20 protein-coding genes and 1 riboswitch are annotated in these 22,848 nt (G+C 72.3%); of the genes, 7 read left to right on the forward strand and 13 right to left on the reverse strand.

Annotation, left to right across the window (positions count from 1 at the left end):
- Positions 1 to 175 precede the first annotated feature (175 nt).
- Positions 176 to 1,444 carry a glycoside hydrolase family 18 protein gene (locus tag ACIRR8_RS22690; RefSeq protein WP_404067710.1) on the forward strand — a complete coding sequence of 423 codons (1,269 nt, stop codon included), beginning with the start codon at positions 176 to 178 and terminating at the stop codon, positions 1,442 to 1,444.
- Positions 1,445 to 1,527: 83 nt separating this feature from the next.
- Here ACIRR8_RS22690 and ACIRR8_RS22695 read toward each other — a convergent pair whose 3' ends face one another.
- The gene (locus tag ACIRR8_RS22695) at positions 1,528 to 1,683 is read right to left on the reverse strand and encodes an SCO1431 family membrane protein (protein WP_106973160.1); all 156 of its coding nucleotides are present in this window, start codon (positions 1,681 to 1,683) and stop codon (positions 1,528 to 1,530) included.
- Positions 1,684 to 2,049: 366 nt separating this feature from the next.
- On the opposite strand from ACIRR8_RS22695, the gene ACIRR8_RS22700 reads away from it, so the two are divergent.
- Both ACIRR8_RS22700 and ACIRR8_RS22705 read left to right on the forward strand, forming a co-directional pair.
- The gene (locus ACIRR8_RS22700) at positions 2,050 to 2,649 is read left to right on the forward strand and encodes a hypothetical protein (protein ID WP_404067712.1); all 600 of its coding nucleotides are present in this window, start codon (positions 2,050 to 2,052) and stop codon (positions 2,647 to 2,649) included.
- 169 nt (positions 2,650 to 2,818) lie between these two features.
- Positions 2,819 to 4,360 (forward strand): PepSY-associated TM helix domain-containing protein, encoded by a 1,542-nt coding sequence (locus ACIRR8_RS22705; RefSeq protein ID WP_404067715.1) that lies wholly within the window; start codon positions 2,819 to 2,821, stop codon positions 4,358 to 4,360.
- Between the two features lie 109 nt (positions 4,361 to 4,469).
- Here the strand turns inward: ACIRR8_RS22705 and ACIRR8_RS22710 are convergent, their stop codons facing one another.
- Positions 4,470 to 5,837, reverse strand: coding sequence for a peptidase C39 family protein (locus tag ACIRR8_RS22710; protein ID WP_404067717.1), 1,368 nt, complete (start codon positions 5,835 to 5,837; stop codon positions 4,470 to 4,472).
- A 186-nt stretch (positions 5,838 to 6,023) separates the two neighbouring features.
- On the opposite strand from ACIRR8_RS22710, the gene ACIRR8_RS22715 reads away from it, so the two are divergent.
- Entirely contained in the window at positions 6,024 to 6,653 is a 630-nt protein-coding gene (locus ACIRR8_RS22715; protein ID WP_404067720.1) for a uridine kinase, read from the forward strand.
- A 359-nt stretch (positions 6,654 to 7,012) separates the two neighbouring features.
- Positions 7,013 to 8,944, forward strand: a complete 1,932-nt coding sequence (locus ACIRR8_RS22720; protein ID WP_404068555.1) for an AAA family ATPase — start codon at positions 7,013 to 7,015, stop codon at positions 8,942 to 8,944.
- A gap of 68 nt (positions 8,945 to 9,012) precedes the next feature.
- Here ACIRR8_RS22720 and ACIRR8_RS22725 read toward each other — a convergent pair whose 3' ends face one another.
- The 10 genes from ACIRR8_RS22725 to ribD form a co-directional block, all read right to left on the reverse strand.
- On the reverse strand, positions 9,013 to 10,110 hold the full coding sequence (locus ACIRR8_RS22725) for a hemolysin family protein (protein WP_404067723.1): 1,098 nt from the start codon (positions 10,108 to 10,110) through the stop codon (positions 9,013 to 9,015).
- The gene (locus ACIRR8_RS22730; RefSeq protein WP_404067727.1) at positions 10,107 to 11,513 is read right to left on the reverse strand and encodes a hemolysin family protein; all 1,407 of its coding nucleotides are present in this window, start codon (positions 11,511 to 11,513) and stop codon (positions 10,107 to 10,109) included. Before ACIRR8_RS22730 ends, ACIRR8_RS22725 begins: the two co-directional genes overlap by 4 nt.
- A gap of 198 nt (positions 11,514 to 11,711) precedes the next feature.
- On the reverse strand, positions 11,712 to 12,173 hold the full coding sequence (locus tag ACIRR8_RS22735) for a PH domain-containing protein (RefSeq protein WP_404067730.1): 462 nt from the start codon (positions 12,171 to 12,173) through the stop codon (positions 11,712 to 11,714).
- Between the two features lie 65 nt (positions 12,174 to 12,238).
- Positions 12,239 to 13,087, reverse strand: a complete 849-nt coding sequence (hisG, locus tag ACIRR8_RS22740; protein WP_404067733.1) for an ATP phosphoribosyltransferase — start codon at positions 13,085 to 13,087, stop codon at positions 12,239 to 12,241.
- A 60-nt stretch (positions 13,088 to 13,147) separates the two neighbouring features.
- Positions 13,148 to 13,420, reverse strand: coding sequence for a phosphoribosyl-ATP diphosphatase (locus ACIRR8_RS22745; RefSeq protein WP_161268897.1), 273 nt, complete (start codon positions 13,418 to 13,420; stop codon positions 13,148 to 13,150).
- A 35-nt stretch (positions 13,421 to 13,455) separates the two neighbouring features.
- Complete coding sequence (gene ribH, locus ACIRR8_RS22750) at positions 13,456 to 13,941, reverse strand: 6,7-dimethyl-8-ribityllumazine synthase (protein ID WP_015607322.1); 486 nt, start codon at positions 13,939 to 13,941, stop codon at positions 13,456 to 13,458.
- Positions 13,942 to 13,976: 35 nt separating this feature from the next.
- Positions 13,977 to 15,281 carry a bifunctional 3,4-dihydroxy-2-butanone-4-phosphate synthase/GTP cyclohydrolase II gene (locus ACIRR8_RS22755; protein ID WP_404067737.1) on the reverse strand — a complete coding sequence of 435 codons (1,305 nt, stop codon included), beginning with the start codon at positions 15,279 to 15,281 and terminating at the stop codon, positions 13,977 to 13,979.
- Positions 15,278 to 15,922 (reverse strand): nicotinamide riboside transporter PnuC, encoded by a 645-nt coding sequence (locus ACIRR8_RS22760; protein ID WP_404067740.1) that lies wholly within the window; start codon positions 15,920 to 15,922, stop codon positions 15,278 to 15,280. Before ACIRR8_RS22760 ends, ACIRR8_RS22755 begins: the two co-directional genes overlap by 4 nt.
- The gene (locus ACIRR8_RS22765; RefSeq protein ID WP_404067742.1) at positions 15,919 to 16,599 is read right to left on the reverse strand and encodes a riboflavin synthase; all 681 of its coding nucleotides are present in this window, start codon (positions 16,597 to 16,599) and stop codon (positions 15,919 to 15,921) included. Before ACIRR8_RS22765 ends, ACIRR8_RS22760 begins: the two co-directional genes overlap by 4 nt.
- Entirely contained in the window at positions 16,600 to 17,700 is a 1,101-nt protein-coding gene (gene ribD / locus ACIRR8_RS22770) for a bifunctional diaminohydroxyphosphoribosylaminopyrimidine deaminase/5-amino-6-(5-phosphoribosylamino)uracil reductase RibD (RefSeq protein WP_404067744.1), read from the reverse strand.
- Positions 17,701 to 17,863: 163 nt separating this feature from the next.
- Positions 17,864 to 17,994: riboswitch (FMN riboswitch) on the reverse strand.
- A gap of 301 nt (positions 17,995 to 18,295) precedes the next feature.
- Here ribD and ACIRR8_RS22775 point away from each other — a divergent pair.
- Together ACIRR8_RS22775 and ACIRR8_RS22780 are read left to right on the forward strand one after the other, a co-directional pair.
- The gene (locus tag ACIRR8_RS22775) at positions 18,296 to 20,659 is read left to right on the forward strand and encodes a chitinase C-terminal domain-containing protein (RefSeq protein WP_404067746.1); all 2,364 of its coding nucleotides are present in this window, start codon (positions 18,296 to 18,298) and stop codon (positions 20,657 to 20,659) included.
- A 124-nt stretch (positions 20,660 to 20,783) separates the two neighbouring features.
- A complete protein-coding gene (locus ACIRR8_RS22780) occupies positions 20,784 to 21,533 on the forward strand; it encodes an SDR family oxidoreductase (protein ID WP_404067749.1) in 750 nt (249 codons plus the stop codon).
- Between the two features lie 67 nt (positions 21,534 to 21,600).
- Here the strand turns inward: ACIRR8_RS22780 and ACIRR8_RS22785 are convergent, their stop codons facing one another.
- Positions 21,601 to 22,776, reverse strand: a complete 1,176-nt coding sequence (locus ACIRR8_RS22785; RefSeq protein ID WP_404067752.1) for an ROK family transcriptional regulator — start codon at positions 22,774 to 22,776, stop codon at positions 21,601 to 21,603.
- Positions 22,777 to 22,848 lie beyond the last annotated feature (72 nt).

Raw genomic sequence — 22,848 nt, forward strand, 5'->3', positions numbered from 1 at the left:
CGTGAATTGGTCCGAACCATTGACCCAACTGGTCTAGTCCTTCTACGGTTCCCCCCACGAACGCCCTACCGTGTTCATGCCAAACCGGGCACGTACGGCCCGGAGTCCGGCCCGCACTCCCCACGAGTTCGACCCACACCCCCCACGCACCAGCCCTCCCCCACGAGGAGCCACGATGCTCACACCGCACCGTCCCCGCGCCCGGCTCCGGGCGCTCGCCGCGGCCGTCTGTACGGCGGCGCTCGGCGCCACCCTGCTCGGCGTCGCGGGCATGTCCCCGGCCGGCGCCGCCCCCGCCGCCCAGCCGGCCACCGCCCCCGCCGAGGCCGCCCCCACAGCGGCCGGCGACAAGGTGATCGGATACTTCACCAACTGGGGCACGTACGACCGGAACTACCACGTCAAGAACATCGTGACGTCGGGTTCCGCGGAGAAGCTCACCCACATCAACTACGCCTTCGGCAACGTGCAGAACGGCAAGTGCACCATCGGCGACTCCTACGCCGACTACGAGAAGGCCTACACCGCCGAGGAGTCCGTCGACGGGGTCGCCGACACCTGGGACCAGGAACTGCGCGGCAACTTCAACCAGTTGCGCAAGCTGAAGGAGCTCCACCCGGACATCAAGATCCTCTGGTCCTTCGGCGGCTGGAGCTGGTCCGGAGGGTTCGGAGAGGCCGCGCAGAACCCGGCCGCGTTCGCCAAGTCCTGCTACGACCTGGTGGAGGACCCGCGGTGGGCCGATGTCTTCGACGGCATCGACATCGACTGGGAGTACCCGAACGCCTGCGGTCTGACCTGCGACACGAGCGGCCGGGACGCCTACGGCGAGCTGCTGGGCGAGCTGCGCAAGTCCTTCGGGAGCGACAACCTGATCACTTCGGCGATCACCGCGGACGGCTCCGACGGCGGCAAGATCGACGCGGTGGACTACGCGGGCGCGGCGAAGCACCTCGACTGGTACCTGCCGATGACGTACGACTTCTTCGGCGCGTTCGCGGCGCAGGGCCCCACGGCCCCGCACTCCCCGCTGACCTCCTACCCGGGCATCCCGACGGAGGGCTTCAACTCCGACGCCGCGATCTCCAAGCTGAAGTCGCTCGGCATCCCGTCGGAGAAGCTGTTGCTCGGCATCGGCTTCTACGGCCGCGGCTGGACCGGCGTCACCCAGACCGAGCCGGGCGGCAGCGCGACCGGCGCGGCGAAGGGCACGTACGAGGACGGCATCGAGGACTACAAGGTCCTCAAGGGCAGCTGCCCCGTGTCGGGCACGGTGGCCGGTACGGCGTACGCGCACTGCGGGAACGACTGGTGGAGCTACGACACCCCGGAGACCATCGGCACCAAGATGGACTACAAGAACGAACAAGGCCTGGGAGGCACGTTCTTCTGGGAGCTGAGCGGTGACACCACGAACGGCGAGCTGATCAAGGCGATCGACTAGCCGGCCACGGACCTACGCGGACCGTGGGGGTGGGGTGCCGGCCGGGCATCCCACCCCTTTCGCGGCTCCGGGGCCGGGGCGGGTCACATCAGTCCGGCCTGGGTGACGAACATGGCGAGCACGACCACGAGTGCCCACCCCGCGAGGTGCTCCAGCAGCCCGGGGCCGTCGTCGTCCGGGCCGCCGGTGCGGGCGCGGCGGGCGTGGTGGGCGTTCTGTGCGGCGGTGGTCGCGGTCATGGCGTCTCGCTGTTCGTCGAACTCCGGCTGAGGCCCCCCGGCCCGACCACAGTGCCAGCCAGGAGCGCGGCGCGAAACGAGATCCGGGTCACCGCTGGGTCGGCCCGTGGCAGCTCGGTCCCCTGATACGGCAAGGGTTCCGGGGTCCGTGGCGCCGGGGCGGGAGGGGCTGCTGTGGGCGACGCCACAGGGCGGCAGAGAGAAACTTCGTACGGGCTTCCGTATGGGAAGTCGTACGGGAACTCGTACGGGAACTTTTTCGGCCATCTGGCCGACTACTGGCCCATGGGAAGAGACCGCGTGGCAAGAGACGGCGCCGGAGACCCCCGGGGCGGAGCATGCGCGGCGGCTGGCTACCTTGTGTCCATGCGTGCAGGGGGCGGCTGGCCGACGCGAGCGGCCAGGGGCCTGCTCTGCGGTTCGGCCTGCCTGTTTCTCGGTGCCGTGAGCCATGTCGCGGCGGGCGGGCGGCTGCCCGGCGCGGGCGTGCTCGCCCTGCTGTTCCTGGTCCTGAGTGCGCAAGGGGCGCTGCTCTTCGGCGGCCGGCGACGGCGCTTCGAGGTCGTGACGCTGGTGCTGGGCGGCACGCAGTTCGCGCTGCACGGTGCCTTCCACTTCCTGCCCGTGTCCGGCGGAGGCGCACGTTCCGCGCTGCCGGCCGGGCACGAGCACCGCATGACCGGGCCGGGCGGCGGCCACGGTGGCGAGCACGCCATGGACACCGGGATGACCCTGGCCCATGCGGCGGCCACCCTCGGAACGGCTCTCTGTGTGATCCACGGGGAGCGGGTGCTGCGGCGCCTCGCGGCCCTGTTTCTCCCCCGCGTCGCCCTCCAGGCCACTCCGTCGCTCCCCTGCCTCCCCCGCCTGCGCCCGGCTCCGCCGGTGGTCGCGCGGATCCGGTTCGGGGCGCTCCTCGCCCGGACCCGCCACCGGCGTGGGCCGCCGGTGGCGGTCGTGGCCTGACGGCCTCCGCACCCAGCCGCGCGCACCGGAGCTGATCCGGTGGAGTGCGGCCCCGCGTGCGGGGGCCGTCCGGCCGCGAACGCCACCGCTTCCCATCGCCCGGGCAGAACCCGGTCCCCACCGGCAGGTCCGCGGAGTCCTCCTCCGGCCTGCCCTCCGAGGAGCACCCATGTCTCGCAGAACCGAAGAAATACCGCAGAACGACCACAACCCCACCGGCGCCGCGACGAGCGAGCCGGACAGCGACAGACCGGACACCCTCACGAAACCGGCCGCCACCGACACGACGGACGGTCCCGGCACCCTCGCCGAACCCGCCGGCGGCCCCGGCCCGACCCGCTCCTGGGACGCCGTACGCCACCTCCTCGTCCGGCTGCACTTCTACGCCGGTGTCCTCGTCGCCCCCTTCCTGCTGGTGGCCGCCCTGACCGGGCTCGCCTACACGCTCACGCCCCAGCTCGACCAGCTCGTCTACGGTGACCAGTTGCGGGTCGAGCGGGTCGGGGACGCGCCCCGGCCGCTGGCCGAGCAGATCGCCGCCGCGCGGGCGGCCCACCCCGAAGGCACCACGGCGTCGGTGATCACCCCGTCGGGTCCCGAGGACACCACGCGGGTGGTGCTCGCGGTGCCGGAGCTGGGCGAGAACCAGCGCACGGTCTTCGTCGACCCGTACACCGCCGAGGTACGGGGTGAGCTGACGACCTGGTTCGGGTCGACGCCGCTCACCACCTGGCTCGACGACCTCCACCGCAACCTCCACCTCGGCGAGTTCGGCCGCCTGTACTCCGAGGTCGCCGCGAGCTGGCTCTGGGTGGCCGTCGCGGGCGGGCTCGTCCTGTGGATCGGGCGCAGCCGCGGCCGGCGTGCGAAGTCGGCGCGGGGCGTGCTGGTTCCGGAGCGCGGAGCGCGCGGGGTGCGCCGGACGCGCAGCTGGCACGCGGCCACCGGGGTGTGGCTGGCGCTGGGGCTGCTGTTCCTGAGCGCCACCGGTCTGACCTGGTCGAACTACGCCGGTGAGCGGTTCGGCCGGCTGCTGGACGCGGCCGGCGGCAACGCCCCGGCCCTCGACACCGCGCTCCCGGGCGCGGAGGCTCCCGCCGAGGACCACTCGGACCACGCCGGCCACGGCGGCTCCGGCGAAGCGACGGCCGACGCCGACCCGGCCGGCTTCGACACGGCCCTCGCGGCGGCCCGGAACGCGGGGCTCGGCGGCACGGTGGTGGTCACGCCCGCGGCGGACGCGGCCAGCGCGTGGACCGTGGCGCAGAACGACAACGTCTGGCCGGTGCACTACGACCGGGTCGCCGTGGACGTGGCCGGCGGCGAGGTCACCGCGCGCACCTACTGGGCCGACCACCCGGCCCTGTCCAAGCTCAGCAAGCTGGGCGTGCAGGGGCACATGGGCGTGCTGTTCGGGGTCGTCAACCAGATCATCCTGGCGGTGATCGCGCTGGGTCTGACGGCGGTGATCGTCTGGGGCTACCGCATGTGGTGGCAGCGGCGGCCCACCCGCGACGACCGCCGCGTGCCCGTCGGCCGGGCCCCGGAGCGCGGCGCCTGGCGGCGGCTGCCGCTGCCGGTCCTGATCCTGGGCGTCCCGGCGGTCATCGCCCTGGGCTGGGCGCTGCCGGTCCTCGGCGTGACGCTGGCCGCGTTCCTGGTGGTCGACGTGGTGGTGGGGGCGGTACAGCGACAGCGGCGTACCGCCTGAGCGTCCGGTAGGAGGCGCCCGGCCGGGACCACCCGGCCGGGCGCCTCGATCTGTTGACCTCGCCACTCGCAACGTCCGCCGAACACGTCCGGGCACGCCCCGGACGCGCTCACACCAGCCCGAGCGACCGCAGCACGCGGCGCTGCCCCGGCGTCGGCCCCGACGGCCAGTACACGTAACAGACCCCGCCTGTACCGCTGCGGACCTGGCCGTTCGCGTTGTAGCGCTTGGTGCGGAGCCAGATGTTCTCCCAGTCGCGCCGCGGGTAGACGCGGCGGACCGCCTCGTTGTCCGGTGAAGCGGGATCATTGGCGATCACGTCACCCTCACGGGTGAAGCCGACCACCGTCATCAGGTGGCCCGCCGTCCCGTAACCCGCTCCGGGCAGCTCCTCCTGGAGGAAGGACTGTGAGGTGATGACGGGGATTCCGGCGTGGACCAGCCGCTCCAGGTCGGTGAGCGAGCCGAGGCGGGTGACGACCGCGTTCAGGTCGCGGTAGGTGGCGGCGTAGGCGGCGTTGAAGGGCCAGTTGCCGCAGCCGCCGTACTGATAGTCGTACGTGTAGCGGGCGGCGTGGCAGACCTGCGGGTCGGGCAGGCCGGGCCTCACCCAGGCGAGGTCCTCGGCGGTGGGCTTGCGGCCCCAGTACTCGACGATCATCTGCGAGGAGGTCGGGCTGCACCACGCCTCGCCGCCGTTGTCGTACTCCGGGTACTGGCCGATGTGGACGTTCTGCGAGTAGCGCGGGACCCGCAGTTCGCGGGCGTGGGCCGGAGTGGTCGCCGGGACGGTGAAGCGGTCGGGGATGTCGGAGGCCATCGCGCCGACGCGCCAGACCGTGGGGGTCAGGCGGCTGCCCGGGGTGCGGTACAGGGTGAGGCGGAGGCGGTACGAGACGAAACGTACGCCGCTCGCCGCGTCGTCCACCGAGAGCGTGTCGGTCCAGACCGAGCTGTGCGGGTCGCCCTGGCCGTCCACCGAGGTGCGGCGGATGTCGCCGTCGCCGGAGGCCCAGCGTCCCATCACGAACCACGGGGTGGTGGTGGAGTCGGCGTAGGTGGCGCTCAGCTCGACGGCGATCCAGGTGCCCGCGGGCGTACGGGCGTTCCAGGAGGTGATCAGTTCGGTGGCGGGGACGGCGGTGCGGTGGAGCGGCGAGGTCCAGGTGGCGTACTCCCAGGCGGCCGTCCGGCCCGTGTGCGGGTCGGTGTAGTCGGTACGGCCCGTGGCGGTGGCGATGGTCAGGCCGGGGCGGACGCCGGCGAGGACGCGGGTGCCGTCGCCGGAGCCCCAGCGCCAGTCGGTGTACGTGTGCCAGAAACGGTTGTCCACGAGAGGTGCGGCTGCCTGGGGTGCGGAGGGTGTCGACGCGGAAGCGGCGGATGCGGGTCCGGTGGATGCGGCGGTGCCCGCTCCGGCCGCTGCTGCCGCGAGTGCGGCGGTCAGGACGGTCCTGCGTGAGGTCGGACTGGTCATGGGCGAAACCCCCGGGTCATGGGTGGGAGTGGGGCTGCGGATGCCGATCGGTGCGCCAACTATCCCGGCTCCGGACGTGGTCGGGCCAGCTTTTCGGCCTGCGCCGCGCCACCAATATGGGTCTGGACCACTGGCGTGACCTGCGGCGCGCCGGGCCCGTCGGCCTCCGGCCCGTACGCTGGACGCATGAACGACCTGGCCCGCCACGCCGATGACCTGCGCTCGCTGCCCGCCTCGTGCGGGCCGGTCCGGCTCGTCGCGGTGGACGGGCACGCGGGGTCCGGCAAGAGCACGTTCGCCGGGCGGCTGGCGGAGGCACTGAGGGGTGCGCCGGTGCTCCGTCTGGACGATCTCGCCACCCACGAGGAGCTGTTCGGCTGGGTCGGGCGGCTGCGGGACCAGGTGCTGCTGCCCCTCGCGCGCGGCGAGGCCGCCCGGTACGCGCCGTACGACTGGACCGATCGGCGCTTCGGCCCGGCGCGGATGCTGGAGCCGGCCCCGGTGGTCCTGGTCGAAGGTGTCGGCGCGGGCCGCCGGGAGGTGCGGCCGTGGCTGGCGGCGCTGTGCTGGATGGAGCTGGAGCGGGAGACCTCCTGGGCGCGCGGGAGGGCGCGGGACGGCGCGGGGCTCACGGAGTTCTGGAACGGGTGGACCGCCGCCGAGACGGCGCACTTCGCCGAGGACCCTTCACGTCCGTACGCCGATCTGCTGGTACGTCAGGTGCCGGAGGGATACACGTGCCAGGAGGGGCCCGACGCGACAGCGGGAGCGAACCGTTTCGTCACCGACGGTAAGCAGCGCACACCTCCGTACTGAGCAGTCGGAAATCAGCCGGGAAGTGCCCCAACTCGGCTTGACCGGGGGGCCTTACTGGTCTTACGTTCTCATTGTGCGGCTTTTCGGAGCCCCCACAGACGCGAAGCCCCCGGTTGTTCCCCCGTGATCGGGGGCTTCGTCCTGTGCCCGCCCCGCCGCCCGGCGACCACGCAGAGCGATCCGCTCACCCTCGGTCACCACCCGCCCGGTCCGTCGCTGACCGGCCCACTCCCCCTTGCGCAGGTACGATGCACCCCGGTGCGGTCAATTCCCTTCCTCCGCGCAGTGATTCGGCACGCTCAGGTGGGCATGCTGTGCGGGCGGGACATCCTGGGGGAACGGTTGGCGTGGGGGACCTGATGGACATCGGCACACCGGGCGCACACGCCCCCGCCGACCTCGCCTGGCTGCGCGGCATGGACGCCTACACGATGGGCGCCTATCCGCAGGCCGAGGAGGAGTTCAGAGCTGCGGTACGGATCGATCCCGGCATGGCGGACGGCTGGCTCGGCCTCCACGCGCTGCGCATCGACACCGCCACCGCGCTGTTACGCATGTACCGGCACCGCGACCGCTTCGGCGAACAGCGGGCCCGGCACCGGCGGCCGCTCAACTCCTGGTACTGGCTCGGCTGGTGGGTGCAGCCGCTGCTGGAGAGCCCGCGCGATCTGCTGCTCGCCCACGCCTCGCACTGGCTGGACGGACGCCATGTGCCGGAGCTGGACCGGGCGTTGGCGGGGCTGCCGCCGGTGGACACGGACCCGCAGGTGCGGTTCCTGCACGCCTGCCGCTCCTATCTGGTCAAGGACTGGGAGCAGCTGGTCCGTTACACCGAACAGCTCGTCGACGATCCGATGCTCGGCATCGAGGCGGGGCTCTTCGGCGGTATGGCCCGGGTCCGGCTGGAGATGTACGGGCAGGCCGAACCGCTGCTCTCCGCCGCCCTGATGCGCTGCCGCAGCGAACAGCCGCAGCGCAAGGAGCTGCGCTACTGGCTGGCGCGGGCCCACGAGGGGACCGGGCGCAGCGCGGCGGCGCTGCCGCTGTACCGGGCGGTGCACCGGGTCGACCCGGCGTTCATGGACACCTCGGCCCGCCTCGCGGCGATCTCGGAGGGCGACGGGTACGACGAGTCCGCCGACCTGGCCGCCGTGATGCTGACCGGCTTCGGAGCGGGAGGTGCGGGGGGCACGGGCGCGGAGGCGCTGGTGGACGGCGACGCGGCGCTGGGGACGGACCTGGTGGACGGCCGCGAGCCGTGGCCGATCAGTGACGCCGGGCTGCTCGGCGACGGTGACGGAGGCGGGGACGGCCCGGCGCCTTCTCCGACCGGCCCCGTCGAAGGCGCACGGCGGACGAAGACGCGGAAGCCGCCGCCCTTCCCCGCCGGGCCGAGCGATCCGGTGCTGCTGGCCCAGGCGCTGGCCCAGCTGGAGCGCATGGTCGGCCTGGAGCCGGTGAAGCGGCAGGTGAAGGCGCTCTCCGCGCAGCTCAACATGGCCCGGCTGCGGGCCGAGCAGGGGCTCCCGGTCCAGCCGCCGAAGCGCCACTTCGTCTTCTCCGGCCCTTCCGGCACCGGCAAGACCACGGTGGCCCGCATCCTCGGCCGGGTCTTCTACGCGCTGGGGCTGCTCGGCGGCGACCATCTGATCGAGGCCCAACGCGCCGACCTGGTAGGCGAGTTCCTGGGCCAGACGGCGGTGAAGGCCAACGAGCTGATCGACTCGGCGCTCGGCGGGGTGCTCTTCGTCGATGAGGCGTACAGCCTGGCCAACTCCGGTTACAGCAAGGGCGACGCGTACGGCGACGAGGCCCTCCAGGTCCTCCTGAAGCGGGCCGAGGACAACCGGGACCACCTCGTCGTCATCCTCGCGGGCTACCCGGAGGGCATGGACCGCCTCCTCGCCACCAACCCCGGCCTCTCCTCCCGGTTCACCAGCCGGGTCGACTTCCCCAGCTACCGGCCGCTCGAACTCACCGCGATCGGCAGCGTGCTGGCCGCCGAGAACGACGACGGGTGGGACGAGGAGGCGGTCGACGAGCTGCGCTCCATCAGCGGCCATGTGGTGGACCAGGGCTGGATCGACGAACTGGGCAACGGCCGCTTCCTGCGCACGCTGTACGAGAAGAGCTGCGCCTACCGCGATCTGCGGCTCTCCGGCTATCCGGGGACGCTGAGCCGGGAGGACCTGTCCACGCTCCGGCTGCCGGACCTGATGCAGGCCTACGGCGAGGTGCTGTCCGGCCGCGGACCGGTGGGCCGGGGCAAGCAGGAGCCGGGCGGGGTGTGAGGCCTCAGGGCCGGCTGGTACGGGGGCGGGCCGGCCCGAAGATCTCGGGCGGCCCGCCCCCGTATCCCTCAGGACACCAGCGCCCGGTCCTCCGTGCCCGCCGCGTCCACCGTGCGCAGCGGCACCGGGACCACCCGGTGGGCAGGGTCGCGGACCTCGCCCACCAGCGTCTCCAGGACGTCCTCCATCGCCACCAGGCCGAGGACGCGGCCCGAGCCGTCCGCGACCTGGGCCAGGTGCGTCGCGGCGCGGCGCATCACCGTCAGGGCGTCGTCGAGCGGGAGTTCGGCCCGTACGGTGGTCATCGGGCGCCAGAGCCGCCGCGGGACCGCACGGTCGGCGTCCTCCAGGTCCAGGACGTCCTTGACGTGCAGGTAGCCCATGAACGGGCCTTCCCCGCCCTCAGCGCAGACGGGGAAGCGGGAGAAGCCGGTCCGCACCGTCAGCTCCTCGATCCGGCGCGGCGTCACCGACGGGTCGACGGTCACCAGGCCGCCGCGCTCCAGCAGGACGTCGGTCACCGGCCGGCTGCCGAGGACCAGCGCGTCCTCCAGCCGCTCCTGCGCCTCCGGGCCCAGCAGCCCGGCCTGGCCGGAGTCCTCGACCAGGCGGTTGAGCTGCTCGCTGGTGAAGACGGCCTCCACCTCGTCCTTGGGTTCGACCCCGAAGCCGCGCAGCACCGCGCCGGCGCAGGCGCCCAGCGCGGTGGTGACCGGACGGCACAGCCGGGCGAAGGCGACCAGGCCGGGGCTGAGCCGGAGCGCGGTGCGCTCCGGGGCCGCCATCGCGAGGTTCTTCGGGACCATCTCGCCGATCACCAGGTGCAGGGCGACGACGAGCGCGAGTGCCAGCGCGAAGCCGAGCGGGTGGATGAGCCGTTCGGGCAGGTGGGCCGCGTGGAAGACCGGCTCCAGGAGGCGGGCCACGGTCGGCTCGGCCACGGCTCCGAGGGTGAGGGAGCAGACGGTGATGCCGCACTGGGCGGCGGCCATCATGCGCGGCAGGTTCTCCAGTCCGTGGAGGACTGTGCGGGCGCGGCTCGATCCCTGGGCGGCCAGCGGTTCGATCTGGCTGCGGCGGACGGAGACGAGGGCGAACTCGGCGCCGACGAAGAAGCCGTTCGCCAGCACGAGGAAGGCGGCGAAGAGGAGTTGGAGCAGGCTCATCGCACGGCCTCCAGCAGGGCGGGGGCGGCTGTGTCCGGCGCGCCGTGTGCCGATGCCTGCAGCCGGGCTCGTACGGGCTCCTGCGGCTGCGGGCCGGGGACCTGGCTGAAGCGGACCCGCTCCGCGCGGTTGTGGCCGACCCGGCGGACGGTGATCCGCCAGCCGGGAAGTGCGACCCGGTCGCCCGGCGCGGGGATGCGGCCCAGCAGGTCGGCGACGAGCCCGGCGACGGTCTCGTACGGCCCCTCCGGCGGCTCCAGACCGGCCCGGCGCAAGGTGTGGACCCGGCAGCTGCCTTCGGCGTCCCAGACCGGGTGACCGTCCTCGGCGGTGGCGGCGGTGAGTTCGGGGCGGTCGGAGTCCTCCGCGTCGTGCTCGTCGCGGACCTCGCCGACGAGCTCCTCGATGATGTCCTCCAGGGTGACGACCCCGGCAGTACCGCCGTACTCGTCGACCACGACGGCTATCGGCTGCTCGTGGCGCAGCCGCCGCAGCAGCCGCTCGACGGGCAGGGTGCCGGGCACCCGGAGCGGGGCGACCGCGATCCGGCCGGCCGGGGTGCGCAGGCGGTCGTGGGCGGGGACGGCGAGGGCGTCCTTGAGGTGGACCATGCCGATGACCTCGTCGATGCGGTCCCGGTAGACCGGGAAGCGGGAGAGGCCGGTGGCGCGGGTGAGGTTGAGGACGTCCGCGGCGGTGGCGGAGGAGTGCAGGGCGTTCACCCTCACGCGGGGGGTCATGACGTGCTGGGCGGTGAGCCCGGCGAGTGACAGGGTCCGTACGAAGAGGTCGGCGGTGTCCTGTTCCAGGGCGCCGGCCTCGGCGGAGTGTCGGGCCAGGGAGACCAGTTCGCCGGGGGTGCGGGCGGAGGCCAGCTCGTCGGTGGGCTCGACTCCGAAGAGCCTCACGAGCCGGTTGGCCAGCGTGTTCAGCGTGGTGATGACGGGCCGCAGCAGGGTGGCGAAGCGGGCCTGCGGTCCGGCGACGAAGCGGGCGACCTGGAGCGGCCGGGAGACCGCCCAGTTCTTCGGGACGAGTTCGCCGACGACCATCTGGACGGCGGAGGCGAGGAGCATCCCGATGACGATGCCGACGCCGGGGACCGCGCCGGCGGGCAGTCCGGTGGCGGTGAGGGGTCCGGCGAGCAGCTGGGCGAGGGCCGGTTCGGCGAGCATGCCGACGACCAGGGAGGTGATGGTGATGCCGAGCTGGGTGCCGGAGAGCTGGAAGGAGAGTTCGCGCAGGGCGTGGACGACGGTACGGGCCCGTCGGTCGCCTTCGGCTGCCGCCCGTTCGGCGTCGGGCCGGTCAACGGTGACGAGCCCGAACTCGGCCGCCACGAAGAATCCGTTGGCGAGGATGAGGAGGAAGGCCGCCGCGAGGAGCAGCAGAGGGGTGGTCATGAGGCCGCCGCCTCCGGTGAAGGGGCGGCGCAGGTACTACCGGACGATCCGTCCATTGCTGGAGGGAGTCACTCCTTGGGTCGCAGGAAGGCCCCGCGGGCCCCGGGCAGGGGGCCGTGGATCGGGCGGGGTGGGGCGGCACGGAGCGCCGCCGCCCACCACACAACAGGGCCCGGCGCGGCGCGGGGGCTCCGCCGGTCAGGGGGTGTCGTCGCCGGTGGTCGAGCGGGACTCGGCCAGCGCGCGCAAAGCGCGGGCGTCGCGGATGGCCTGCTGCTTGGCGATGCCGGGCTGGATGCCGAGGGCGGGCATGCTGGTGCCGTCGCTGAGGTCGAGGAAGACCCAGGGGTCGCCGGAGCGCAGGTTGACGCGGAGGATCTCCTCCCACGCCAGCCTGCGGGTCCGGGTGAGGTTGACGACGGTGACGCCGGTGTCGTCGGCGGTGACCCGGGGCCTGCTGAGCAGGGCCAGGACGCCGAAGAAGAGCGCGGCGACGAAGACGAAGGTGATCCGCTCCCCCGGGTTGAGCCGCTCCAGCATCAGGGCGATGACCGTGATGACGAGGAACATCGCCAGGCCCACGCTCAGCAGGACCACCCGGGTGCGGGTGGGCCGGAAGGTGACCGGGAGGGCGGGGGCTTCGGGCCGTGGCGCGGACATCGGGGTCTTCTCTCGCGAGGGTGTGCGGTGGCCGGAGGGCGCCCCGGGCGGGGCGCCCGGGGCGCTCAGAGGCGGCAGGCGTGGATGGCCGTGGTGAGGATGGCGCGGGCGCCGAGCTCGTACAGGTCGTCCATGATCCGCTGCGCCTCCTTGGCGGCGACCATGGAGCGGACGGCGACCCAGCCCTCGTGGTGCAGCGGCGAGATGGTCGGCGACTCCAGGCCCGGGGTGAGGGCGACGGCGCGCTCCAGGTGCTCGACGCGGCAGTCGTAGTCCATCATCACGTAGGACCGGGCGACCAGGACGCCCTGGAGGCGGCGGAGGAACTGCTGCACCTTGGGGTCGTCGGTCGGGGCGCCGTTGCGGCGGATGACGACGGCCTCGGAGGTCATGATCGGGTCGCCGATCACTTCGAGTCCGGCGTTGCGCATGCTGGTGCCGGTCTCGACGACGTCCGCGATGATCTGGGCGACGCCCAGCTCGATGGCGGTCTCGACCGCGCCGTCGAGGTGGACGATGGACGCCTTGACGCCGGACTCCTTGAGGTGGGCGTCGACGATGCCCTCGTACGAGGTGGCGATCGTCATGCCGTCGAAGTCCTGCGGGCCCGTGGCGGTGCCGGGCTTGGTGGCGTAGCGGAAGGTCGAGCGGGCGAAGCCGAGCTGGAGGATCTCCTCGGCGTCGGCGCCCGAGTCCAGGAGCAGGTCGCGGCCGGTGATGCCGATGTCGAGCTTGCCGGAGCTGACGTAGATCGCGATGTCGCGCGGGCGGAGGTAGAAGAACTCGACCTCGTTCACCGGGTCGACCAGGACCAGTTCCTTGGACTCCTTGCGCTGCTGGTAGCCCGCCTCATGGAGCATCGCCATCGCAGAGCCGGAGAGTGCACCCTTGTTGGGGACGGCGATGCGCAGCATGAGGTCAGGTTCCTTTGTGCGGAGGGAGAACGGGAGGGAAGTGCGGTGCTCGGGCCGGGCTCAGAGATGGGCGTAGACGTCGTCGAGCGAGATACCGCGGGCGACCATCATCACCTGGACGTGGTACAGCAGCTGGGAGATCTCCTCGGCAGCGGCTTCCTTGCCCTCGTACTCGGCGGCCATCCAGACCTCGGCGGCCTCCTCGACGACCTTCTTGCCGATGGCATGGACGCCCTTGTCCACCAGTTCGGCGGTGCGCGAGGTGGAGGGGTCGCCTTCGGCGGCCTTGAGCTGGAGCTCGGCGAAGAGCTCTTCGAAGGTTTTGTGTCCCATGATGGTCCTCAGAATACGGGGTCGCCGGGCCGCACTCAGCGCCAGGGTTCGCTGACGGTCCGCAGCGTGGCCGCGGTGGCCACGGCGGCGGTGACCGCTTCGTGCCCCTTGTCCTCGTTGGACCCTTCGATGCCCGCCCGGTCGAGCGCCTGCTCCTCGGTGTCGCACGTCAGTACGCCGAAGCCGACGGGGACACCGGTGTCGACGGTGACCTGGGTGAGGCCCATGGTGACGCCCTGGGACACGTACTCGAAGTGCGGGGTGCCGCCACGGATGATCACGCCGAGGGCCACGATCGCGTCGTAACCGCGGCCGGCGAGCACCTTGGCGACGACGGGCAGCTCGAACGAGCCGGGGACGCGGAGCAGCGTCGGCTCGTCGATGCCGAGCTCGTGCAGGGCGCGCAGGGCGCCGTCGACGAGGCCGTCCATGACCTTCTCGTGCCACTGGGCCGCGATGACGGCCACCCGGAGGTCGGCGCAGTTGCGTACGGACAGTTCGGGGGCACCCTTGCCGCTCATGGTTCTCCTGGAGTTCGTGACGAGGTGTTCGGTGGTTACTGGTTGGCGCAGGGCGACGCCGGGGCGCCGTCCAGCCAGGGCAGGTCGTGGCCCATGCGGTCGCGCTTGGTGCGCAGATACCGCAGATTGTGCTCGCCGGCCTGGACGGGCATGGGCTCCCGGCCGGTGACGGCGAGTCCGTGGCGCAGGACGGCGTCGGTCTTGTCCGGGTTGTTGGTCATCAGCCGGAGGCTGCGTACGCCGAGGTCCTTGAGGATCTGCGCGCCGGCCGCGTAGTCGCGGGCGTCGGCGGGCAGGCCGAGCTCCAGGTTGGCGTCGAGGGTGTCCACGCCGCGCTCCTGGAGTTCGTACGCGCGGAGCTTGGAGAGCAGGCCGATGCCGCGCCCCTCGTGGCCCCGGAGGTAGACGACGACGCCCCGGCCCTCCTCCGTGATGCGCTGCATGGAGGCGTGCAGCTGGGGGCCGCAGTCGCAGCGCTGGGACTGGAAGATGTCGCCGGTCAGGCACTCGGAGTGGATCCGGACGAGGATGTCCTCGCCGCCGCCTTCCGTGACATCGCCGTGGACGAGGGCGACGTGCTCGACGCCGTCGACGGTGGAGCGGTAGCCGTACGCGGTGAAGTCGCCGAACTGCGTCGGCAGCCGGGTCCGCGCCTCGCGGCGGACGGTCGGCTCGGCGCTGCGGCGATAGGCGATCAGGTCCTCGATGGAGATGATCGTGAGGCCGTGTTTGCGGGCGAAGGGAACCAGCTCGGGCAGGCGCAGCATGGTGCCGTCCTCCCCCGCGATCTCCACGATCGCCCCGGCCGGACGGAGTCCGGCGAGCCTGGCGAGGTCGACGGCGGCCTCGGTGTGGCCGTTGCGGACGAGGACGCCGCCGGAGCGGGCGCGCAGCGGGAAGATGTGGCCGGGCCGGACGAAGTCGCCGGGGCCTGCGGTGCCGCCCGCGAGCATCCGCAGCGTGGTGGCGCGGTCGGCGGCGGAGATGCCGGTGGTGACGCCGTGGGCGGCGGAGGCGTCGACGGAGACGGTGAAGGCGGTCTGCATCGACTCGGTGTTGTCGGCGACCATCTGCGGGAGTTCGAGCCGCTCCAGCTCGTCGCTCTCCATCGGTGCGCAGATCAGGCCCCGGCACTCGCTCATCATGAAGGCGACGATCTCCGGGGTCGCCATCTCGGCGGCGATGACGAGGTCGCCCTCGTTCTCGCGGTCCTCGTCGTCGACGACCACGACGGGCCGGCCGGCGGCGATGTCACGGATGGCCTGCTCGACGGGGTCCAGGGAGAGGTTCTCGCCGAGCAGGTCGTGGCCGGGGTGCAGCCAGGTGGGCTGAGCAGTCATGCCGTGGCTCCTTCCAGAGCGGGTGTCCGCGTACGCAGCCACCAGTCGCGCATGCCCCACAGGACGAGGGCGCCGTAGATGATGTAGACGAAGCCGGAGAAGGCGAAGCCGTTGGCGAAGTTCAGGGGGACGCCGACGAGGTCGACCAGGAGCCAGGCGAACCAGAACTCGACCATGCCCTTGGCCTGGGCGTACATCGCGACGATCGTGCCGACGAAGATGTACGCGTCCGGCCACGGGTCCCAGGAGAGCGACGGGAACAGGGTGAACAGGCCGCCGACGGCGAGGGTGCCGAGGGCCGCCCCGCCGATCAGCACCCCGCGCTCGCGCCAGGTGGCGAAGCGGACGGCGAGGGAGCCGTCCTGGGCCTGCCGCTTGCCGCGCTGCCAGGCCTGCCAGCCCCACAGGGCGACGGCGATGACGACGAGCTGCTTGCCCGCGCTGCCGGAGAGGTGGGCGGAGGCGAAGGCGGTGAAGAGGATGGCGCCGGCGAGCAGCTGGGCGGGCCAGGTCCAGATGGAGCGCCGCCAGCCGAGGGCCAGGGCGGTCAGGCCGATCAGGTTGCCGATCATGTCGGCCCACTTGATGTGCTGGCCGAAGAGGGTGAAGGCCTCGGAGTTGAGCCAGGAGACGGCGTTCATCGCGGGTCCTGCCCGGCGGCCTGGTCGCTTCCCGGCAGCGGGTCCTGCCCGGCGGCCAGGTCGCTCAGCGGGCCCCGCGCGGAGCCGGACCGGTCGCCGAGCAGCCGCTCGACGTACTTGGCGATCACGTCCACCTCCAGGTTGACCGGGTCGCCGGGCTGCTTGTGGCCGAGCGTGGTCAGGGCGAGGGTGGTGGGGATGAGGCTGATGGTGAAGAAGTCGGCCGCCGCCTCGACGACGGTGAGGCTGACGCCGTCGACCGTGATGGAGCCCTTCTCGACGACGTACCGGGTCAGCTCGGGCGGCAGGGAGACCTTGACGATCTCCCAGTGCTCGGAGGGAGTGCGCTCGACGATGGTGCCGGTGCCGTCCACGTGCCCCTGGACGATGTGCCCGCCGAGCCGGCCGCCGAGCGCCATCGGGCGCTCCAGGTTGACGCGGGAGCCGGTGGTGAGTGCGCCGAGGCTGGAGCGCTTGAGGGTCTCGGCCATCACGTCGGCGGTGAACTCGCCGTCGCCGGTCTCCACGACGGTGAGGCAGACGCCGTTCACCGCGATGGAGTCGCCGTGCTTGGCGCCGTCGGTGACGACGGGGCCGCGCAGCCGGAAGCGGGAGGCGTCGGCGAGGGGCTCGACGGCGGTGACCTCACCCAGTTCTTCGACAATTCCGGTGAACACTCAGTTTCCCTTCCGAGCAGGGGCGGGGGCGGCGGTGACGCGCAGATCGGGACCGATGCGGACCGTCTCGGTCACATCGAGGCGCAACGCGCGGGAGATGGTGGTGATTCCGGCGTCGCCGAGGGCCGCAGGGCCCGCGCCGAGGAGGACCGGGGCGAGATAGCCGACGACCTTGTCGACCTTTCCCGCGGCGACGAAGGCACCGGCGAGGGTGGGGCCGCCTTCGAGGAGTACGGAGCGGACGCCGCGGTCGTGGAGTGCGGCGAGGAGAACGTCGAGGTCCAGGCCGGGGCCGGTGGCGGCGCGGGGCAGCCGCAGGACGACGCCCTCGGGGAGGTGGTCGGCCGGGGCGTCGGCGGCGACGGCGACCAGGGTGGGCGCGGTGGAGTCCAGGACCCGGGCGCCGGGCTTCACGGCGGTCGCGTCGGTGTCGACGACGACGCGCAGGGGCTGGGTGGCGCCGCCGATGCCCCGGACGCCGAGCTGGGGGTCGTCGGCGCGGGCGGTGCCGGAGCCCACGATCACCGCATCGGCCTCGGCGCGGAGCCGGTGGACGTCGGCGCGGGCCTCGGGCGAGGTGATCCAGCGGCTGGTGGTGTCGGCGGCGGCGATGCGGCCGTCCAGGGTGGCGGCGTACTTCCACAGGACGTACGGGCGGCCCAGGCGCACCGAGGTGAGCCAGGCGGCGTTCCCGGCCTCCGCCTCGTCGGCGAGGAGGCCCTGCCCGACCTGGACGCCGGCCGCGCGCAGGGTGTCGGCACCCCCGGTGGCCTGCGGGTTCGGGTCGCCGACCGCGTACACGACCCGGCTGATCCCGGCGTCCAGCAGGGCCTGGGCGCAGGGGCCGGTGCGGCCGGTGTGGTTGCAGGGCTCGAGGGTGACGTAGGCGGTGCCGCCCCTGGCCCGCGCACCGGCCGCGCGCAGGGCGTGGATCTCGGCGTGCGGCCCTCCGGCGCGCTGGTGGAAGCCTTCACCGGCCATGGCTCCGGAGGCGTCGGTGATGACACATCCGACGACCGGATTGGGGCTGGTGGAGCCGAGACCGCGGGCGGCGAGCGCGACGGCTCGGCCCATGGCGGTGATGTCGGCTGCGGTGGCCACCGGGTCCTCCTGCCTCTTCGGGCACGGACTCCGGGGCCTGTCGACGACGACAGATAGAGCGGGCTCATCAGGGGAAACGCCGAAAAACCCGAGAAGGGACGCAAGGATCCGGACCATCCCGGCCATGCGTCCGCCTACGGCGGCGTACCCGATGACGAAACCGCCGCGCACTGCCTCCCATCCGGACTTTAACCGTCGGTCCAGGAATCCCACCTGGTCAACCGGCCGCTGGCTGCGGACGGGTCGCGGACTATAACCGCCGGTTCGGAATTGCACCGACCCCGGAGTGCGCTGCTACTGGTACGGAACCAGTCTGCCACGGACGCTCCTCGGCCATGCGGGTGAGCGCTGTGGGCTGGGTCACAGGACACCCGGCGCAAACCCACCCAGAGGAAATCCGACATCTCGGTGACAACGTAGTCATTCAGAAAGTTGAGCGCTAAAGGTCCAGACCTATTGACGCACTGGTCTAGTCCTCTTAATCTCTGCGTCACCTCCGAGGTTCGGTCCCACGGTGTGCGCACACCGGGACCCCGACACGACCCACCCCTTTAGCCAGTTGTGTTCTGCCGACCTCCCCAGGAGGAACGTCCACATGCTGTCCCCCACCCGAGCGAGAGCCACGCTGCTCGCCGCCGGCGCCGCTGTCGCCGGCCTGCTGATGACCTCCCTCGCCGCCACCCCGTCGGCCGCAGCCGTCGACCACGAGACCTGTCGTCCCGACGGGCTGTACAAGACCCCCGGCGCCGACACCCCGTACTGCACCGTCTACGACGGTGAAGGACGCGAGAAGATGGGCGCCGACCACAAGCGCCGCGTCATCGGCTACTTCACCAACTGGCGTACCGGCAAGGACGGCAAGGACGCCTACCTGGTCCCCAACATCCCCTGGGACAAGGTCACGCACCTCAACTACGCCTTCGCGCACGTCGACAGCGCCAACAAGCTCTCGGTCGGCCCCGACAGCGCCGACAACGCCTCCACCGGGATGACCTGGCCCGGTGTCGCAGGCGCCGAGATGGACCCGGCACTCCCCTACAAGGGCCACTTCAACCTGCTGACGAAGTACAAGAAGCTGCACCCGGACGTGAAGACCCTGGTGTCCGTCGGCGGCTGGGCCGAGACCGGCGGCTACTTCGGCCCGGACGGCAAGCGCGTCAACTCCGGCGGCTTCTACTCGATGGCGACCAACGCCGACGGCTCGGTCAACCAGACCGGCATCAACACCTTCGCCGACTCGGCCGTCGCCTTCATCAAGAAGTACAACTTCAACGGCGTCGACATCGACTACGAGTACGCGACGTCCATGAAGGACGCCGGCAACCCGATGGACCACGCGCTGGCCAACGGCCGCCGCGCGGGCCTGGTCAAGGGCTACGACGCCCTGATGAAGACCCTGCGCGAGAAGCTCGACCGCGCGGGCGCCGCCGACGGCAAGCACTACCTGCTCACCGTCGCCGCCCCGTCCTCCGGCTACCTGCTGCGGGGCATGGAGACGTACCAGATGCAGAAGTACCTGGACTACGTCAACATCATGTCCTACGACCTGCACGGCGCCTGGAACGAGTACGTCGGCCCGAACGCCCAGCTGTTCGACGACGGCAAGGACAACGAGCTGGCGCAGGCCGGTGTGTACACCACCTCGCAGTACGGCGGGGTCGGCTACCTCAACACCGACTGGGCCTACCACTACTTCCGCGGCTCGATGCCGGCCGGCCGGATCAACATCGGTCTGCCGTACTACACCCGCGGCTTCAAGAACGTCCAGGGCGGCACCGACGGCCTCTGGGGCAAGGCGGCCACCACCACCTGCCCGGCGGGCGCGGGTCTGACCAAGTGCGGTGACGGCGCGGTCGGCATCGACAACCTGTGGCACGACAAGGACGACAACGGCAAGGAATCGCCGGCCGGTTCCAACCCGATGTGGCACGCGAAGAACCTGGAGAAGGGCATCGCCGGCGACTACCTCGCCAGCTACGGCTTCCCCGCCAACACCCAGCTGACCGGCACCTACGTCCGCAAGTACGACTCCACGCTGGTCGCCCCGTGGCTGTGGAACGCCCAGAAGAAGGTCTTCCTCTCCACCGAGGACGAGCAGTCGGTGCAGCGCAAGGCCCAGTACGTGGTCGACAAGGGCATCGGCGGCACGATGATCTGGGAGCTGGCGGGCGACTACCGGTGGAACGCCGCGAAGGGCCAGTACGAGACCGGCAACACGCTGACCACCGCGATGTACGACGCCTTCAAGTCGGCGGCCCCGTACGGCGCGAAGCGCTCCACGGTCACCCTGCCGACCGACGCCGTCAACATCGACGTCTCCTTCAACCAGTTCGCGCTCGGTGACTCCAACTACCCGATCAGCCCCAAGCTGAAGATCACCAACCGCACCCAGGCCACGCTGCCCGGCGGCACGGAGTTCCAGTTCGACTACTCCACCTCCGCCCCGGCCAACGCCAAGGACCAGTCCGGCTTCGGTACGTCGATCATCCGCAGCGACCACACGGCCGCCAACAACATCGGCGGGCTCAAGGGCCCCTACAACCGGGTCTCCCTGAAGCTCCCGGCCTGGCAGACGGTGGCGCCCGGCGCCTCGGTGGAGCTGGACTTCGTCTACTACCTGCCGACCTCCACCCCGTCCAACTGGACCGTGACCTTCGGCGGCAAGTCCTACGCCCTCGCCGGTGACCTGGCCCGCGGCACCACGCTGGTCGAGCCCGGCACCGGCACCAACCCGACGCCGACCCCGACGCCGACCGGCCCCACGCCGACGCCGACCCCGACCCCGACGCAGCCGGGCGGCACCTGCACGGCCCCGGCGTGGAACGCGGCCACCGAGTACGGCGGCGGCTCCCTCGTCAGCCAGGACGGCCGCACGTGGAAGGCCTCGTGGTGGACGAAGGGCGAGAAGCCCGGCACCACCGGCGAGTGGGGCGTCTGGAAGGACCAGGGCGCCTGCTAGCTCCGGTACGGGGCTGAGCCCCCGGCCCCGGTGAACTCCCCGCACCACACGTGAAGCCCCGGCGTCCACCGCCGGGGCTTCACGCGCTTCCGCCGCTGTGCCGCGCCTCTGGCAGGCTGGCCGCATGACGACGATTCTGGTAACCGGCGCCACCGGAACGCTCGGCCGTCAGGTCGCGGACCGGCTGCGCACGGAAGGGGCCGATGTCCGCGGACTCAGCCGCCGCTCGCCCTCGTACGCCGTCGATCTGCGCGACGGCGAGGGGCTGGACGCGGCGGTGGACGGGGTGGACGCGATCGTGCACTGCGCGAGCTCCCCGCGCGGCGGCGACGACCGGGCCGCGGGCTTCCTGATCGAGGCGGCGAAGCGGGCCGGCGTCCCCCATCTGGTCTACATCTCGATCGTGGGCGTGGACCGGGTGCCGCTCGGCTACTACACGATCAAGCGCCGGGTCGAGCGGATGATCGAGGACTCCGGGATCGGGGCGACGATCCAGCGGACCACGCAGTTCCACGACCTGGTCCTGTCCGTCGTCTCCGGCGCGGCGAAGCTCCCCGTCGTCATGCCGGTGCCCGCCGGGGTGTCGGTCCAGCCCGTCGACAGCGGCGAGGTCGCGGACCGCTTGGCCGCACTCGCGCTCGGCGCTCCGGCAGGCCGGGTGCCGGATCTGGGCGGGCCCGAGGTCCGGGAGCTGACCGCCCTGGCCGCCGCCTACCTCCGTACGACGGGACGCAGGCGGCGGGTGGTGCCGGTGCGGCTGGCGGGGAAGGCGTACGCGGGATACCGGAGCGGCGGCCATCTGAGCCCGGAGCACGCGGTGGGGACGGTGACGTTCGAGGAGTTCCTGGCCCGGCGGTACCGGCGGGCGGGCTGAGCGCGGGAGGCTGAACGGGGTCAGCCGTACGGTTCCACAGCCGCACCTTCGACCGGCCGTACGGCGCTCAGCCCCCCGGCGCGAACAGCGCGTCCTGGGCCGCGTCCCGGGCCGTGAGCAGCGCCCCGCGCAACACCGCCCCGTCCCCCAGCGAACCGGCCCGGACCTCGGTGCGCAGGGGCGACATCAGGGCGAGCCGCTCCTCGACCCGGGCGGCGAGCGCGGGCCCGCCGGCCTCCCCGACCGCGCCCGCCAGGAGGACGCAGCCGGGGTCCAGGACCGAGGCGACGGCCGCGGCCCCGAGGGCGAGGCGGTCGGCCAGTTCGTCCAGGAACGGCTCCCCGCGCTCGCCCGCCTCCAGCGCCGTGCGTACGACGGCCACGGCGGCGGCCTCCGTAACCCCTTCGCCCGCGATGCCGTGCCGGGCGGCGAGTTCGCAGACGGCCGCCGAACCGGCCAGCGAGAAGAAGCCGCCTTCGCAGTCGACGGCCGAGGGCAGTCCGGCCGCGCCGGGCACCGGCAGGAAGCCGATCTCGCCCGCGCCGCCGGAGGCGCCCTGCCGCAGCTTGCCGTCCAGCATCACGGCGGCGCCGATGCCCTGGCCCAGCCAGATCAGGACGAAGGTCTCGCGGTCGAGAGCGGCACCGGCGCGGTGTTCGGCGACGGCGGCGAGGTTGGTCTCGTTCTCGACGAGGACGGCTGCCGGGAGCCGCTGCTGGAGGACCCGGACCAGGCCACGGTGCCAGGCGGGCAGCCCGGTGCTGTCGCGGAGTTCGCCGGTGGCCGGGTCGATCAGGCCCGGGGCTCCGATGCCGACGCTGTGCAGCGGTACGGACCCCGCCTCGCGGGCCGTGCGCTCCAGGAGGGCGACGGCCTGCTCGACGGCGGGCCCGGTGCCGGTGTCGTCGGCGATGGGCAGGGTGGCCTCGGCGAGGGTGGCCCCGAGCAGGTCGGCGACGACCACGGTGACGCTGCCGGTGCGGACGTCGAGGGCGGCGAGGTGGGCCCGGTCGGCGACGATCCCGTACAGCTTGGCGTTGGGGCCCCGGCGGACGGCGCCGGACTCGCCGACGACGTGGATCAGCCCTGCGTCCTGGAGCCGTTCCACCAGGTCGGCGACGGTGGGGCGGGAGAGTCCGGTCAGGGTCTTGAGCTGTGCGGCCGTCAACGGTCCGTCCTGCTGGAGCAGTTGCAGGGCGAGCCGGTCGTTGATGGCCCGAGCCGTGCTCGGTGATGCGGGCATACCGGGATCCTTCCAGACCACTGCGGAGCCTCCTTGCCGGGGCGGCGGGGAAGAGCTGCCGGAAAGAGCTAT

This window comes from Streptomyces sp. NPDC101178 (assembly GCF_044767965.1).
Lineage (GTDB): Bacteria > Actinomycetota > Actinomycetes > Streptomycetales > Streptomycetaceae > Streptomyces.